Origin of the sequence: Spirillospora sp. NPDC048911, assembly GCF_043198015.1 — a bacterium.
Classification (GTDB): Bacteria; Actinomycetota; Actinomycetes; order Streptosporangiales; family Streptosporangiaceae; genus Spirillospora.
Map to the genome: position 1 here is coordinate 160,547 of NZ_JBICUD010000005.1, position 15,217 is coordinate 175,763.

Here is a 15,217-nt window from a genome sequence, read left to right on the forward strand (position 1 = left end):
GTCAGGCCTCCGGCGCTAGCCGTCCGGCTCGTAGCGCTCCTTCAGCAGGGCCTTGTGAATCTTTCCGACCGGGGTCAGCGGCACCTCGACGGTGACGACGAACTGCCGGGGCACCTTGTAGTCGGCCAGCCGGTCCCGGCAGTAGTCGGTCAGCTCCGCCGCGGTGGGCGGCTCGGTGTCCGGGCGCGGCACCACGTAGAACCGGCCGACCTCGCCGAGCACCTCGTCGGGCACGCCGATCCCGGCGGCCATGGCGACCTTCGGGTGCGTGGCCAGCACGTTCTCGATCTCGACCGGGTAGACGTTGAAGCCGCCCTGGATGTACATCTCCTTCTTGCGGCCGCGCAGCACCAGGTGCCCGTCCGGCTCCATGGCGACCATGTCGCCGGTGGCCAGCCAGCCGTCCGGCAGGAAGACCTCGGCGGTCTCCGCCGGCAGGTCCCAGTACCCGGAGACCACGCAGTCGCCGCGGATCTGGAGCTCGCCGGTCTCGCCGGGCGGCAGGACGGTCCCGTCCGGCCCGGCCACCCGGGCCTCGAAATCGCCGATCATCACGCCCAGCGTGCGCGACACCGTCTCCGGGTCGTCGTCCCGCCTCGACAGCACGCACGCCCCCGAGCACTCCGACAGGCCGTACAGCCCGTACAGCGGCGCCCCAGGGAAGGCGCGGCGGATCGCCTCGGCCAGCGCCGGCTCCACGTTGGACCCGCCCGCCGTGCACATCCGCACGGACGAGACGTCGTGGTCGGCGAAGTCCTTCCGGCCGAGCATCAGCACGTACATCGTCGGCACCGCGCCGAGGAAGGTCACCTTGTAACGCTCGATGGCACGCAGCGCGGCGTCCGGGCTGAACGCGGGCAGCAGCGCCACGGAGCCGCCGCTGACCAGCGTGGCCAGGACGGTGCAGGTGAGGCCGCCGACGTGGTTGAACGGCAGGTGCCCGAGCAGCACGTCGTGGTCGTCCATCGCCAGGTGGTCCGCCTGCGCCGACGCCGAGGCCAGGATGCTGCGGTGCGTGAGCATCGCGCCCTTGGGCCGGCCGGTCGTGCCCGAGGTGTAGAGGATCACCAGCGGGTCCGCCGCGTCCACCGCCTGGCGCGCCGCCATCAGCTCCGCCGGGTCGGCCGGCGTCGCGGTCAGCTCGTCGAACGACGTCCTGCCCGCCCGGGCGGCGCCACCGAAGAACACGTAGTCGGTCACGCCGGGGACCTGCGGCCCGAACTCCTCGAAGAACGCCGCGAAGTCGAAGTCCGGGACGGCGTCGAGGCTGATGACCATCCGGGCGCCGCTCTGGCCGAGCATGTGCGACAACTCCCGCTCCCGGTACCGCACGTTGAGCGGGACGACGACGGCGCCGATCCGCGCCGCGCCGAAGAACGCCGCCAGCCACTGCGGCGTGTTGAGCCCCAGCAGCCCGATCCGGTCGCCCCGCCGGATGCCGCGGGCCAGCAACCCGGCCGCGACCCGGTCGGTCAGCTCGTCGAACTCCCGGTACGTGACGGTGTCGTCGCCGTCGTAGAGGAACGCCTTGCCGCGCGCCGCCGCGTCCTCAAGCGCGCCCCCGACCGTCGCCCCCATGTGGTCCTCCCTCGCCCCGGTGATCCATAGACGATCACTGATCCGGGGCGGCCTTGCCAAGACCTCAGGGCCCCGGAAACTCAGGACTTGCGGCCCACGCCCGCGTAGAACCAGACGCGCACGGCCTCTTCCAGGCTGACCGGACGCCCGGGACGCCACAACGGCGCCCACACCAGGCCGGGGTCGAGCATGCCGAAGTCGCCGAACAGGCCCGTCACCTGGTCTTGGGTACGCGGCGTGCCGGGCGCGGACGTCCTCTTGTAGACCTCGACGACCTTGGCGACCACGTCGGGGACGCCGTCGGCGGAGGCATGGGTCAGCGCCAGGTGGCTGCCCGGCGCGAGCGCGTCGCGCAGCTGGGCCATGATGCCGTGCGGATCGTCCTCGTCGGGGATGAAATGGAGGGTGGCCACCAGCAGCAGCGCCACCGGCTTGCTGAAGTCGAGCATCCGGTTGACGTCGGGGTGGTCGAGGATCTCCTGGGGGCGGCGCAGGTCGGCCTGCACCATCCTGGTCTCCCGCGATTCGGCGAGCAGCGCCCGCCCGTGCGCGACGACCTGCTCGTCGTAGTCGACGTAGACGACCCGGGCGGCGGGGTTCACCGAGTGCGCGATCTGGTGCACGTTCTGCTGGGTGGGCAGGCCGGTGCCGATGTCGAGGAACTGATCGATGCCCTGCTCGGCGAGGTACCGCACCGCGCGGCCGAGGAAGGCGCGGTTCTCCCTGATCAGGGTCAGCAGGGTGGGGTCGGCGACGAGCGCCTCCTCGGCACGTTCGCGGTCGACCTGGTAGTGGTCCTTGCCGCCGAGGTAGTAGTCGTACATCCGGGCGATGTTCGGCACGTTCGGGTCGAACTCGCTCGGCCGCGGCCGCTCGCTTGCCACCGATTCTCCTTACCAGCCGCGCCTACTGACTCCGGGCTCACAGCGTACGCCGCCCGGCGCGGCCGATCACCGGGACCCCATGATCAACTCTTGCCGGATTCCTGGCGGATGCTCCTGCCGGTGCCGCGCCGGACGTGCGAGACGTCAGTTCGGCGGCGGCCCGATAGGCGCTGGGGCTGACCCGCTCACCACGATCGGCACGACACCCCCCGTGATCCCGGTCATCGGGGGGTTTGTGCTTTCGGTGCTCAGGGGCTAAGGGTTGGGGAGGCGCTGGACGGATCTGGCGTGGAGGGAGAGGCGGTGCACGAAGGACGTGTGCTGGGCGGCCGCTACCGGTTGGAGACGCATCCCGGCATCACCGTCGTCCACGACATCGACGAGGACGACGGGCTGCTCTACCTGCCGCTGGCCGATCACGCGGCGCGGGAGCGGGGACGGCTGCTCGGCGTCGACCATCCCGACACGCTGACCGCGCGCCACCTGGTCGGCCTGGCTCTCTACCAGCTCGACCGGGAGATGGAGGCCGTGCCCGTCATCCAGGCGGTCGCGCACGCCAGGTCGCGGGTGCTGGGCCAGCGCCACGCCGACACGCTCGACAGCCGGCATCTGCTGGCGACCACGCTCTACATGCTCGGCCGGTACGCGGAGGCGCTGCCCATCGCGGCGGGCGTCACCGCCGACCGGCAGCTCACGCTGGGCCCCGAAGCCCCCGCCACGCTGGAGAGCCGCAGCACGCTGGCCTGGACGCTGCACATGCTCGACCGCAACGACGAGGCGCTCGCCGCGGTGTACGACCTCGCCGCGACGCAGGCGAGGGTGCTCGGGAACGACCACGCTCGGGCCCACCGCCGAGGCGACCGTCCAGGCGCAGACACTGCTGGCGGCCTGCCGAAACCCTCCACGCCGCAGACGCCACTGATCGTCCTTCACCCATAGCCCGGGCACTCCCCCGCCGCGGAGCCCGCGAGCCGGGAGTGATGCTCGGCGTGGCCGGGTCCGGCCTCTCGTTTTGTCCACCTTTGTGCGGGTAACCCGCGCTAGGACCACGGCCTACGACGAGGTGAAGTGCCGATGAAATTCAGGACCGGCGTGGCCGTCGGCGCCACGGGCTACCTGGCCGCCCGGGCGGCCGTCCAACGATGGCGCGGGCGCCTGCTGAAGGCACTCGTCGCCCGGTACGAGGCGAAGCTCGACCGGCTGGTGCGCCGGCTCACCGCCAAGGCGGAGACCGGCGGGCCGCTGGTCAAGGGCGCCCTCGCGGGCGCCAAGGCGCTCGCGGACGGCAAGTCGCCGATCCGCGCGGTGCTGAGCGCCGGGTGGGCGGTCGTCAAGGCCGTCCTGGCGGGCATCTTCGGCGGCCGCAAGAAGGTCAAGCCGACGTCGATCGTCGAGCAGATCGACATCGGCGCGCCCCGGCGGCTGGTCTACGACCAGTGGACGCAGTTCCAGGACTTCCCCACCTTCATGAAGAAGGTCATCAGCGTCGACCAGCCCTCCGAGGAGAAGCTCAACTGGAAGGCCAAGATCTTCTGGTCCAACCGGACCTGGGAGTCCACCATCATCGAGCAACTGCCCGATGAGCACATCGTGTGGCGCTCGAAGGCCCCCAAGGGACACGTCGACGGGAGCGTGAGCTTCCACGAGGTCGCCCCGGACATGACCCGCGTGCTGCTCGTCCTCGAGTACCACCCCAGGGGTCTCTTCGAACGCACCGGCAACCTGTGGCGCGCGCAAGGCCGCCGCGCCCGGCTGGAGCTCAAGCACTTCAGACGGCACGTGATGACCGAATCCCTGTCGCACCCCGAAGAAGTCCAGGGCTGGCGCGGCGAGATCCGCGACAGCCAGGTCGTCACGTCCTCACAGAACACTTCATGACGCCGAGAGAGGCGGAGGTACAAGCACCATGAAACTCCCCGTGGGAGACATCGCCAAGCGGCTACCGGGCCGGAAACAGTCGACCCTGAGCCGCATCACGAAGAACGTGCCCACCGGCGCGCTCAAGAACCTGCCGGGCGGCAAGGCCACCGGCGCCGCGGGCGGCGCGCTGGTCGGCGCCGGAGCGGCCGTCGCGGCCACCCAGGCCGTCAGCCGCATGAGGAACGAGCGGCGGAACTCGTCTTCGGACGACGAGTCGTCGTCCTCCGAGGGCAAGTCCTCCGGCAACCCCAAGTCCTCTGGCAACCCGAAGTCCTCAGAGAACAAGTCCTCGGGAAGCGAGGTCGCGAAGAAGCAGAGCGACCAGCCCGACAAGGCCGACCAGTCCGACCAGGGCGACGGTGGCGAGAAGAAGGGCATCCTCGCCAAGCTGTTCAAGCGCGGCGGCGGAGGCGGTGGTGGCAAGAAGATCAAGGTCACCAACATCGTCGAGGAGATCGACGTCGGCGCGCCCCGGCGGCTGGTGTACGACCAGTGGACGCAGTTCCAGGACTTCCCCACCTTCATGAAGAAGGTCATCAGCGTCGACCAGGCCTCCGAGGAGAAGCTCAACTGGAAGGCCAAGATCTTCTGGTCCAACCGGACCTGGGAGTCCACCATCATCGAGCAACTGCCGGACAAGCGCATCGTGTGGCGCTCGAAGGCACCGAAGGGCCACGTCGACGGCGCGGTGTCCTTCCACCGGGTGGCGCCGAACCTCACGCGCGTGCTGCTCGTCCTCGAGTACCACCCGCAGGGGCTGTTCGAGCGCACCGGCAACCTGTGGCGCGCCCAGGGCCGCCGCGCCCGGCTGGAGCTCAAGCACTTCCGCCGGCACGTGATGACCCAGAGCCTGCTGAAGGCCGACGAGATCGAGGGCTGGCGCGGCGAGATCCGTGACAGCGAGGTCGTCATGACCCACGAGGAGGGCCTCGCCGCCGAGGAGAAGGCGCAGCAGGAGGGCTCCGACCAGTACGAGGAGTCCTACGACCGGGAGTCCGGCAGGACGTCCGCCTCCGAGAAGACCGGAGAGAAGACCGGAGAGAAGGGCGGCGACAAGAAGGCGTCGTCGTCGGCCTCATCGTCTTCGGAGAAGAAGCCCGAGAAGGAGCCGCAGACCAGCCGCTGAGCCGGCCGCGGAAGACACGGGCGGCGCCGCCACTCACCCGGGTGGCGGCGTCCCCCTGTGAATGTGACCGGACGTGGCGGCGCATTCGGCACGCCGCAATCGTGGAATCAGCCGAATACCATGCGTGACGAAGGCGCCCATCGCCAGGATGGACGCATGGCCTTCCCGTTGATGCCTGGATACGACCACATCAATCTGGTCGCCGACCTCGATCCGGTCGCGGCAGTGCGGGATGAGGAGACCGGCGAGCGGATCCGCCGGTTTCCCAAGCTCATCCCGGCCGGGTCACCCGACTTCGGCTTCGCCGTGCAGACGAAGACGGAGTGGCGCATCGGCTGCACCGGCGCGTCCGACCCGTCGGGGGCACGGTACGACCTGGCCCGCAACCTGCGGCTGGAGGCGGAGTACGAGAAGGACGCCGAGGTCGTCCGCGCCTTGCGGGCGGCGGCCGAACGGCTCGATCCGGCCGAGGGCGAGCAGTTGCCCAAGGACGAGTGGGAGATCGGCGACCATCGTTACCGGGTGATCCGGATCGAGAAGTTCACGCTGATCAACCAGGGCGTGATGGAACCGCCTCGCCTCACCGACACCGACAACCCCGAAGAGGACTCGCTCCTGCGCGACTACCTCCTCGAACCGCGCGCCCCCGCCGGCCAGTGGGAGGCCCAGCTGAGGCTGAACCTCGTCGGGTACATCCCCCGGCCGGGCGACCTGCCGGACGAGATCATGGCCGAGGCGCGCCACGCGATCCGTACGCACGCCGGGGTGCTCCTGCTCCCGCCCGCGTTCACCGTGCTGGAGATCATCGGCACCAAGGCGAAGCCGATCACCGGCGGCCGGGATCCGGGTGAGGCGCGCCGCCGCCTCGCCGGCTACTTCTCGGACCTGCTGCCGGGGCTGCGCGAGTTCCAGGGCGATCCGGCGACCACCGCCGAACTCGCCGAGTGGGCGGCCGCCGCCGAGCGGATCGAGGCGACGAACGGGCACGACTTCACCGTGCTGGGGCGCCGGTTCCGCACCATCCGCGTCTCCCGGATGCTCCGGCTCGGCCGCGACGGGCCGGAGGCGCCGCGTGCCTCCGACCAGCGTCGCTACGGCCTCCCCGAATCCGCCGCCGACTGATCGGGGAAGGCGTGGGTGCGGGCGGCGACCACGGTGACAAGGACGGGTGCGGCTAGCGCCAGGACGCTCCATGGGAACGCGGTGGGTCCGAACACATCCAGGAGGACGCCCCCGACGACCCCTCCGCCTGCCATCGCCACGTTCCAGAGGGTGACGAGCATGGCCTGCGCGCCGTCGGCCTGGTCGCCTCCCGCGTCCGCCACCGCCGTCTGCAGCAACGTGGGGGCGCCGCCCCAGCCGAGCCCCCACAACGTCACCGCCACGTACACCAGGGCAGGGCTGTCCGCGAAGAGCGCGAGGAGCGCGGCGGCCACGGCGAGCAGAACGGTGCTCGCGATGGTCAGGCCGCGCAGGCGCCGGTCGATGTGCGCGCCCACGATCCAGATGCTCGCCAGCGAGGCGGCGCCGAAGACGAGCAGCACGAGATCCGTCGAACCGCCCATGCCGAGCCGGTCGAGGAACGTCGCGATGTAGGTGTAGAGGATCGTGTGGGCCAGTACGAAGACCAGGGTCACGAACAGCACCGGACCCACCCCTGGAACCGTGAGCGCCCGCAGGATCTGGGTCCGTCCCTCGCGCCGCTGCCCGGGGTGGTCCGGCACCAGCGCGATGATCCAGGCGATGAGGACGAGGGTGAGCACGGTCATGAGGGAGAACGTGACGCGCCAGCCGAGCGCCTTCCCCAGGAACGTGCCCGCGGGCACGCCCAGCGACAGCGCGATCGGAATGCCGGTCATGACGATCGCGATCGCCTTGCCCTGGAGGTGGACGGGGGCCATCCGCCGGGCGTATCCGGCCAGCAGCGCCCAGGCCACGCCCGCCGCCACCCCGGCGACGAACCGGGCGGCCATGGTCAGCGGGTAGTTCGCGGAGGCCGCCGTGACCGTGTTGGCGACGGCGAAGGCGCCCATCGCGGCCAGCAGGAGCCGCTTGCGCCGCCACCCGGCGGTGGCGGCCGACAGCGGGATCGCGGTGAGCGCGGTCCCGACCGCGTAGATCGTCACCGACTGGCCCATCGCGGACTCGCCGACCCGCAGGTCACCGCTCATCGCGGGCAGCACCCCGGCGGGCAGCGTCTCGGTCAGGCTGGTGATGAAGACGGCCGTGGCCAGGGCCAGCAGCGACAGGAGCGGAAGCCCGCCGTTCTGGGTTCCGGCCGTACGGGCGTCTGGGGTCTCGGCCGCCTGGGCGGCCCTCTTCGTGGATCGCATGCGACGAATGCTCAGCCCTGACATTGGTGTGAAGTTCAAGGGCGCGAAGTTCAAGGCCGTGAGGTTCCAGCCGGTACGTGATGCGGAATCGATCTCCGCCGGGCTGTCACATCTCCGCGACGCGATCCGTCAGTGCAGTGATTGAAGACGGAACACCGAGCAGGGAGCGCAGTGATGAGCGAGACCAAGAAGATCGCGGTGGCCGGGGCGACCGGGCGGGTCGGGCGGCATGTCGTCGACATCCTCACCGCCGCCGGGCACGACGTCGTGGCGATGTCCCGGGCCGGGGGCGTGGACATCGTCACCGGCGATGGTCTGGCGACGGCCCTGGAAGGTGTGGAGGTCGTCATCGACGTCGCGAGCACGCCGTCCCCGGACGAGAAGGAGGCCACCGCCTTCTTCACCACGGCGGCACGCAACCTCCAGGAAGCCGGTTACCGGGCCGGGGTGCAGCGCATCGTCGCCGTGTCCATCATCGGCATCGAGAAGTTCAAGTCCGGCTACAACGTCGCCAAGCTCGCCCACGAGAGGGCCCTGCAGGAGGGGCCGGTCCCGGTCCAGATCCTGCGCGCGGCGCAGTTCCACGAGTTCGTCGAGCAGATGGTGCAGTGGGGCACCCAGGGCGACGTCGCCTACGTCCCCCGGATGCGGACCCAGCTGGTCGCCGCCCGCACGGTCGCGCAGACGCTGGTCGATCTCGCCCTCGCCCCGGCGGCCGGCGGGATCGTCGACGGCCCGTTCCCCGAGATCGCCGGTCCGCGCGCCGAGGACCTGGTCGAGATGGCGGCGCTCCTCGCCCGCCGTCGCGGCGGTCCGGCGCGGGTCCAGGGCGTCGGCGACCTCGACGACCCCGACCAGGTGGCCTACGAGAACGGCGGGCTGCTTCCCGGCCCGCACGCGACCCTCGGCGGTCCCACGTTCGCCGAATGGCTCGGCTGAGCGTTGCGGCCCTGTCTGCTGCCCTATTCGCGGCCCGACGTTTCCTTGAGCGTGGTCAGGAGTTCGGCGCTCTGCCGCTCCCAGTGGGTGAGGCCGAGGCGCCGGTGCGCGGCCAGGGCGGCTTCGGCGTGCTCGATCGCCCGGTCCGCGCGTCCGAGGCGTGCGGCGAGCTCGGCGAGGACCTGGTGGTTCGATCCCCAGCCGGCGGTGCCCATCCCGGCGATCATCAGCTGGCCGGCCGCCGGCGCCAGCCGGTCGTACAGATCTTGCGGGTCCGGGACGCCGAGCCGGGCGGCGACCAGGCCCCAGACCGGGATCAGGAAGTCGGCGATCCAGGTCTCGGCGATCTCGGTCCCCCAGCGCGCGATCAGCTCGCGGGCGAGGCCGGTGCGGCCCGCCTCGGCGGCGGCCAGGACGGCGACGGGCCGGAGGGGCACCAGGTCCGGCGCGTCGGCGGCCGCCACGAGGTCGTCGACCATCTCGGCTCCGGCGCCCTGACCACGCCTGCGCGTGTACGTGGCCAGCAACATCCGGAACTGCGGGCCCCACGGCACCGAACCGAAGCGCAGGGTCGTGTACGCGCCGACGAGCGCCTGGACGTCCTCCCACCGGGCGTCGAGCGTGGCCCGGGCCGTTTCGGCGATCCGCACCATCGACTCCAGCTCGGGTCGCGGCCGTTCGCCCAGCAGCGCGCGGCACCGCGCCATCTCGCGGTCCCATCCGGCCAGGTCCCCGGACCGCAGCAGGCAGGAGAGGAGGAAGATGCGCGCGATGAGCTCGGTGGACCGGGGGATGTCCGGCAGCGCCGCCATCTCCTCGGCCGCCCGGCGCATCGTCGCGGTACCGCCGGGGACGAACGCGGCGAGCAGCAGATTGTTGAGGGTCTGCGCCCGCAGCGCCGGGTCGCCGACCGCGCGGGCGAGCTCGACGCCCGCCGCCGCGTGGCGTTCTCCCTCGGCCCGGCGCGGGCCGTAGTACAGCTCCACGCCGAGCGCCCCGAGGAGCCCGGCGCGGTCGCGGTCGGCCAGAGGACGGGCCAGGAGTTCCTCGATCACGTCGACGACGGGCTGCTTGACCACGCCGAACGGGCGCCACGTCCACAACGTCGGCCCGCTGAAGGCGGTGAGGACGCCGACCAGCGCCTCCTCGTCGCCGGACCGCCGGGCCAGGTCGAACGCCTCGTCCAGGTCCCGGCCGGCCCCCGCGGCGTCGCCCACGGCACGGCGCGCCTTCCCCAGCTCGGTGAGCAGGCGGGCCCGCTCCGGCTCGTCGGCCGGGCCGAGCGCGGTCAGCGCCAGCTCCCAGAACTCCACCGCCTCGGTGTACGCGAGCTGCCCGGTGGCGTGCCGGGCCGCGCGCGACGCGTACTCCACCGCCCTGGCCGCGCCGCCGACCCTCGCCGCCCCGCCGAAGTGCCGCGCCAGCGTGGCCGACTCGGCCATGGGCAGGACGGGCTCCAGCGCCTCGCCCACCTTCAGGTGCAGCCGCGATCTTTCGAGGCGGCTCAGCCCCGCGTAGAGCGCCTGGCGCACGAGCCCGTGGCTGAAGCGGTAGTCGGCCGCCCCGAACGACGTGGCCGGGGGTTCGGTGAGCAGCCCTGCCGCGACCGCCGGTTCGAGCGCCGCCATCACCTCCTCGGCCGTGGTCTCCGTGACGGCCTCAAGGAGATCGATGTCGGCCTCGGCGCCGACGACCGCCGCGGCCCGCAACAGCCGCCGGGTCTCCTCCGGGAGCTTGGTGACCCTGCGTTCGATCACCTCGCGCGCGCCCTGCGGGACGGCGTCCGGCAGGCCGCGCTCGCTCTCGCGCAGGCGGAGCACTTCGCCCAGGTAGAACGGGTTGCCGCCGGTCCGTTCCAGCAGGACGTCCACCAGCCCCGGCTGTTCGGCGATCCCGCGCGCCCGGAGGTAGGCCGACACCTCGCCGGCGTCGAACGGGGACATCTCGGCGTACTCGGTGCCCTCCAGCCGGGACAGCGAGCCGAGGACGGCGCGCAACTGGTCCGGGTGGTCGCCGGGCTCCGCGCGCAACGTGGCGACGATGAGCACGGGCCGCCGGACGACCGCGTCCGCCACGTACGCGAGCAGCCGCAGCGACGACACGTCCGCCCAGTGCAGGTCTTCCAGGAGCACCATCAGCGGCGCGCCGTCACCCGATCCCGTCAGCGCCGCGACGACCCGTTCGTACACCTCGTACAGCGCCGCGTCAGGGTCGGCGGACTTCCTCTCGGCCGACAGCAGGGCGGGGTCGGCGTCCGCGTCGCGCAGCACCTGGATCCAGGGCCAGAACGCGGGAGCGGTGCCGTCCACGCATCCGCCCTGGGCGACCCGGAAGCCGCGGGCCACCGCCTGTTCGGCGATCTCCCGGGCGAGCCTGGACTTCCCGATCCCGGCCTCGCCGGTCACCAGCAGCACCCCGCCGCGGCCGCGCCGCACTTCGCCGAGCCGCTCGTCCGCCCGGGACAGCTGGCCCGCCCTGCCGATGAGCCCGCCGGACGCGGCCCTCCGTTCCCGCCCAGGGGGCTGCTCCGCCGGCGCCGGACGCTCGACGGCCGGGACCTCCAGGTCGGCCGACTGATCGAAGACCGCCTGCTCCAAGCGGCGCAGCTCAGGGCCCGGCTGCAGGCCGAGGTCGGCGTCCAGCCGGGTGCGGACGCGGCGCAGCGCGGCGAGCGCGTCGGCCTGGCGGCCCGATCGGTAGAGGGCGAGGACGAGCAGCGCCCAGGCGCGTTCCCGGTAGGGATGTTCCTCGACGAGGGCTTCGAGTTCGGGAACGGACGTCGCGGCCTCGCCGAGCGCGAGCCGGGCCTCCAGGCGGTCTTCCCGCGCCACCGCCCGTACCTCGGTGAGCTTCGCGATCACCGGCTGCGCGAACTCCTGGTCGGCGAACTCCCCCAGCGGCTCCCCGCGCCAGAGATCGAGGGCGCGGTCCAGGATCTGGAGCGTCTCGGCGTGCGCTCCCCGGGCCAGCGCCCGGCGTCCCTCCTCGGCCCACGCGGCGAAGCGTTCGAGATCGACCTGACCCGGAGCGACGGCGAGCAGATAGCCGGGCTCGCGGGTGAGCAGCACCTGCGGCGGTGTGCGCGGTGCGCGGTCCGGCTCCAGCACCTTGCGCAGATGGGCGATGTAGGCCTGGAGCGTGCGGGTGGCCCCTGCGGGCGGCTCCCCGGCCCACAGCTCCTGGATCAGCCGGTCCAGCGACACCACCCGGCCGGGCTCCAGGGCCAGCATCGCGACGAGGGCGCGCTGCTTGCGGGTGCCCAGGTCGAGACGGGTCCCCGAGCCGTCAGCGACCTCCAGCGGGCCGAAGAGCCCGATCGACAGGCCTGCTGACATGTCCACCCCGAAGTCCATTGAGAGCCGAGCGTCCACAGCATAGGACCGACCTCAGCTCGGACCTCAGCTCGATCCCAGCTCAACCCCAGACAGTTCGCCCGAAGCTAGGGCCATCGACACGGAGGGAAAGACAATGAACATCGCATACGACCTGCGCGACACGATCAAGGGCCGGGTTCTGGCGGCGGGCGACGAGGGCTTCGAGCAGGCCACCCGGCCCTGGAACGTCGCGGTGGCCCAGCCGGTGGACGCCGTCGTGGACGCGGCCGACGCCGACGACGTGGCCGCGCTCGTCCGCTACGCCCGGCTGAACGGGCGGACCGTCCTGGCCCAGCCGAGCGGCCACGGCGCCACCGGCGACGTCGAGGGCGCGATCCTGCTGCGCACCGGCCGCCTCGACGAGCTCGACGTCCGGCCCGCCGAGCGGATGGCCCGGGTGGGCGCCGGGGTGAAGTGGGGCCGGGTGCTGGCGGCCGCGAGCCCGCACGGCCTCACGGGCCTCGCCGGCAGCTCTCCCGTCGTGAGCGTGACGGGCTACACGCTGGGCGGCGGGCTCAGCTGGTTCAGCCGGACGCACGGCTTCGGCGCCGACGCCGTCCGCGCGTTCGACATCGTGGACGCGGGCGGCGACAAGGCGCGCGTGACCGCCGACTCCGACCCCGACCTCTTCTGGGCGCTGCGCGGCGGCAGCGGCGACTTCGCCATGGTCACGGCCATCGAGTTCGACCTCTTCCCCGCTCCCCGGCTCTACGGCGGCCGGTTGATGTGGCCCGCCGCAAAGGCGCCCGAGGTGCTGGCGGCGTTCAGGGAGGTCACGTCCACCGCGCCTGACGAGCTCTCCGTCTGGTTCGACCTGCTGCAGTTCCCCGGCGCTGCCCCGCTGGTCGCCGTTGACTCGACGTACCTGGGGGACGCGACGGACGCCGCCGCGCTGCTCAGCCCGTTCGACAAGATCGAGGGCGTTCTCAACGACAGCCGCCGCGTCCTCCCGGTGGCCGAGCTCGGCTCCATCACCGCCGAGCCCACCGACCCCGCCCCCGGCTGCTCCCGCGCCGAGCTCCTGACCGAGCTGACCGACGACGTGGCGGCGACGCTGCTGGAGAAGCCGATCGACCCGCTGCTCAGCGTCCAGCTCCGCCACCTCGGCGGCGCGCTGGCCCGCCCGGACGGCGACGCGGGCGCCAGCGGCCGGATCACCGAGCCCTACTTGCTCTACCTGTTCGGGATCCCCACCACCCCGGAACGCGGCGCGGCCGTGCGCGCCCGCCAGGCCGAGATCGCCACCGCCCTCACGGCGTCCACCAGCGGACGCAAGCCGTACACGTTCCTGGCCCCGGGCGAGAAGGCCGTGAGCGCGTTCTCCCCCGCCACCCTGACCAGGCTCCGCGACATCAAGCGCGACCGCGACCCCCTCGGCACCTTCCGCGGCAACTTCCCGATCAACGCCTGACCATCGATCCCCGGCACCATGGCCCCGGCCGGCGGTTTCGCGCGACCCGCGATGACACCGCCGGCACCGGCCCGTCCGCGCCGGACGCCGGTAGGTTGATCGCGTGCTGTACGTCGAGACTCCGCTGACCGAGTCCATGCGCCTCGCGATCGAGGAGGCGTGGGGATTCGGCGCCGAGGGCGAGGCCGTGCGGCTGTTCGGCGGCGAGGAGTCCGCGGCGTACCGGATCGGCGACGTCGTGGTGCGGGTGGGGCCGTCCTGGCGTGGCGGCGCCGAGGCGGAGTGGTGCCACTCGATCGCCTTGCACGCCGCGACCGTCATGCCCGAGGCCGTCGCTCCCCTCCGTACCTCCGCGGGCGGCACGGTCGTGCGGGCGGACGGCAGGCCGCTCTCGCTCTGGCCCTACGTCGAGGGCGAGTGGCCCGACGCCGACGAGTCGTGGCCTTCGCCGGGACGGGGCACAGCCCGTTCGAGGGCCAGCTCGTTCCCGAGATCCTCTACAAGGTCGTGCACGAGCGACCCGGGCTCGACGGGCTCGACCCCGCGCTGCGCGAGGTGGTGGAGGCCGCGCTCGCCAAAGATCCGGCGGACCGGCCGTCGGTGCCCGAGCTGCTCGAACTCCTCGCGGGACGCCCGCGGTCCGGCGCCGCGCCTTCGACCACGCGGCCGGCTCGTTCAGGGGTGATGGCGATCGGTGGCGTGGCGGCCCTGGTCTTCGTCGCCGTCACCGCGATCGCGGCACTGATCATCCGGCCCTGGGACGGTACGCCCCCGGCGGGCGGTGACGCCTACGCGCGGTACGTCGGAATGTGGACCGGCAGCGTCGACCACCGGCGCGGAGGCAAGGTCGTCTCCACCTTCGAGGCGACCCTGACGATCGAGCGGGGCAGGCCGGGGCAGATCGTCGGCACCAGCGACTACGCCTCGCTCAACTGCAACGGCGCCCTGAAGCTGATCGACATGACCGGCGAGGCGCTGCGGGGCACGGAGACCATCGGCCAGGGCTCCTGCACGCCGGTCGTGACCATCACGCTGTCGGCCGAGAAGGACGGGACGCTCGGCTACTCGTACACAACGGTGAACAACGAGGGCACGGGCCGCCTTCACAAGATCCAGTGAACGGCCTGAGACGTTCTGACCCAGAATAGGAGCATGTCCAAACGCCGCGACGCCGCTCCCTGCCCGTGCGGGCTGCCCACCTCCTACCGGGACTGCTGCGGGCGGCTGCACCGCGGCGAGGCGCAGGCGGCGACGGCCGAGCAGCTCATGCGGTCGCGGTTCAGCGCGTTCGCCGTCCAGGACGCCGCGTACCTGATCAAGAGCTGGCACCCGGCGACCCGGCCGCCCTCGATCGACTTCGAGCCCGGAATGCGGTGGGAACGCCTCGACATCCTGGACGTGAGAGAGGGCACACCGTTCCACACGAAGGGGACGGTCGAATTCCGCGCCGCGTACGCCGGAAAGGGCGGCCAGGGCGGGGAAATGCACGAGGTGAGCCGGTTCGTCCGCCACGAGGGAGCCTGGGTTTACCTCAAGGCCATAGTGAATTGACCCTGGAGTCGTACGAACCAAACCGGGTAACTTGCCATCAAAGCTGAACAGGCTTTCTCTCTTTCGGCTCCCCCGGGCCGGTGCCCCGGGCCGGTCAGCAG

Annotated in this window: 12 protein-coding genes; 8 read left to right on the top strand and 4 right to left on the bottom strand. The window is 72.0% G+C overall.

Going from position 1 to position 15,217, the window contains the following annotated elements; translation table 11 throughout:
• Positions 1 to 15: 15 nt before the first annotated feature.
• The gene (locus ACGFNU_RS23640) at positions 16 to 1,578 is read right to left on the bottom strand and encodes a class I adenylate-forming enzyme family protein (RefSeq protein ID WP_392596826.1); all 1,563 of its coding nucleotides are present in this window, start codon (positions 1,576 to 1,578) and stop codon (positions 16 to 18) included.
• 80 nt (positions 1,579 to 1,658) lie between these two features.
• On the bottom strand, positions 1,659 to 2,462 hold the full coding sequence (locus ACGFNU_RS23645) for an SAM-dependent methyltransferase (RefSeq protein ID WP_392596828.1): 804 nt from the start codon (positions 2,460 to 2,462) through the stop codon (positions 1,659 to 1,661).
• Between the two features lie 303 nt (positions 2,463 to 2,765).
• Between ACGFNU_RS23645 and ACGFNU_RS23650 the strand changes: the two genes are divergently transcribed.
• The 4 genes from ACGFNU_RS23650 to ACGFNU_RS23665 all read left to right on the top strand — a co-directional run bounded on the left by ACGFNU_RS23650 (position 2,766) and on the right by ACGFNU_RS23665 (position 6,630).
• The gene (locus tag ACGFNU_RS23650; protein ID WP_392596830.1) at positions 2,766 to 3,401 is read left to right on the top strand and encodes a tetratricopeptide repeat protein; all 636 of its coding nucleotides are present in this window, start codon (positions 2,766 to 2,768) and stop codon (positions 3,399 to 3,401) included.
• 135 nt (positions 3,402 to 3,536) lie between these two features.
• Complete coding sequence (locus ACGFNU_RS23655; protein ID WP_392596831.1) at positions 3,537 to 4,340, top strand: SRPBCC family protein; 804 nt, start codon at positions 3,537 to 3,539, stop codon at positions 4,338 to 4,340.
• Positions 4,341 to 4,368: 28 nt separating this feature from the next.
• A complete protein-coding gene (locus ACGFNU_RS23660) occupies positions 4,369 to 5,508 on the top strand; it encodes an SRPBCC family protein (RefSeq protein ID WP_392596833.1) in 1,140 nt (379 codons plus the stop codon).
• 156 nt (positions 5,509 to 5,664) lie between these two features.
• Complete coding sequence (locus ACGFNU_RS23665; RefSeq protein ID WP_392596835.1) at positions 5,665 to 6,630, top strand: DUF5954 family protein; 966 nt, start codon at positions 5,665 to 5,667, stop codon at positions 6,628 to 6,630.
• Here the strand turns inward: ACGFNU_RS23665 and ACGFNU_RS23670 are convergent.
• Positions 6,600 to 7,841 carry an MFS transporter gene (locus ACGFNU_RS23670; protein WP_392596836.1) on the bottom strand — a complete coding sequence of 414 codons (1,242 nt, stop codon included), beginning with the start codon at positions 7,839 to 7,841 and terminating at the stop codon, positions 6,600 to 6,602. The two genes, ACGFNU_RS23665 and ACGFNU_RS23670, sit on opposite strands and share 31 nt — an antisense overlap.
• Positions 7,842 to 8,015: 174 nt before the next feature.
• On the opposite strand from ACGFNU_RS23670, the gene ACGFNU_RS23675 reads away from it, so the two are divergent.
• A complete protein-coding gene (locus tag ACGFNU_RS23675) occupies positions 8,016 to 8,780 on the top strand; it encodes an SDR family oxidoreductase (RefSeq protein ID WP_392596838.1) in 765 nt (254 codons plus the stop codon).
• 23 nt (positions 8,781 to 8,803) lie between these two features.
• Here ACGFNU_RS23675 and ACGFNU_RS23680 read toward each other — a convergent pair whose 3' ends face one another.
• On the bottom strand, positions 8,804 to 12,115 hold the full coding sequence (locus ACGFNU_RS23680) for a BTAD domain-containing putative transcriptional regulator (protein WP_392597734.1): 3,312 nt from the start codon (positions 12,113 to 12,115) through the stop codon (positions 8,804 to 8,806).
• 133 nt (positions 12,116 to 12,248) lie between these two features.
• Between ACGFNU_RS23680 and ACGFNU_RS23685 the strand changes: the two genes are divergently transcribed.
• From ACGFNU_RS23685 to ACGFNU_RS23695, 3 genes are all read left to right on the top strand, one after another.
• On the top strand, positions 12,249 to 13,565 hold the full coding sequence (locus ACGFNU_RS23685; RefSeq protein WP_392596840.1) for an FAD-binding oxidoreductase: 1,317 nt from the start codon (positions 12,249 to 12,251) through the stop codon (positions 13,563 to 13,565).
• Positions 13,566 to 13,982: 417 nt separating this feature from the next.
• Entirely contained in the window at positions 13,983 to 14,684 is a 702-nt protein-coding gene (locus tag ACGFNU_RS23690) for a hypothetical protein (protein WP_392596841.1), read from the top strand.
• A 33-nt stretch (positions 14,685 to 14,717) separates the two neighbouring features.
• Entirely contained in the window at positions 14,718 to 15,116 is a 399-nt protein-coding gene (locus ACGFNU_RS23695) for a YchJ family protein (protein WP_392596842.1), read from the top strand.
• Positions 15,117 to 15,217 lie beyond the last annotated feature (101 nt).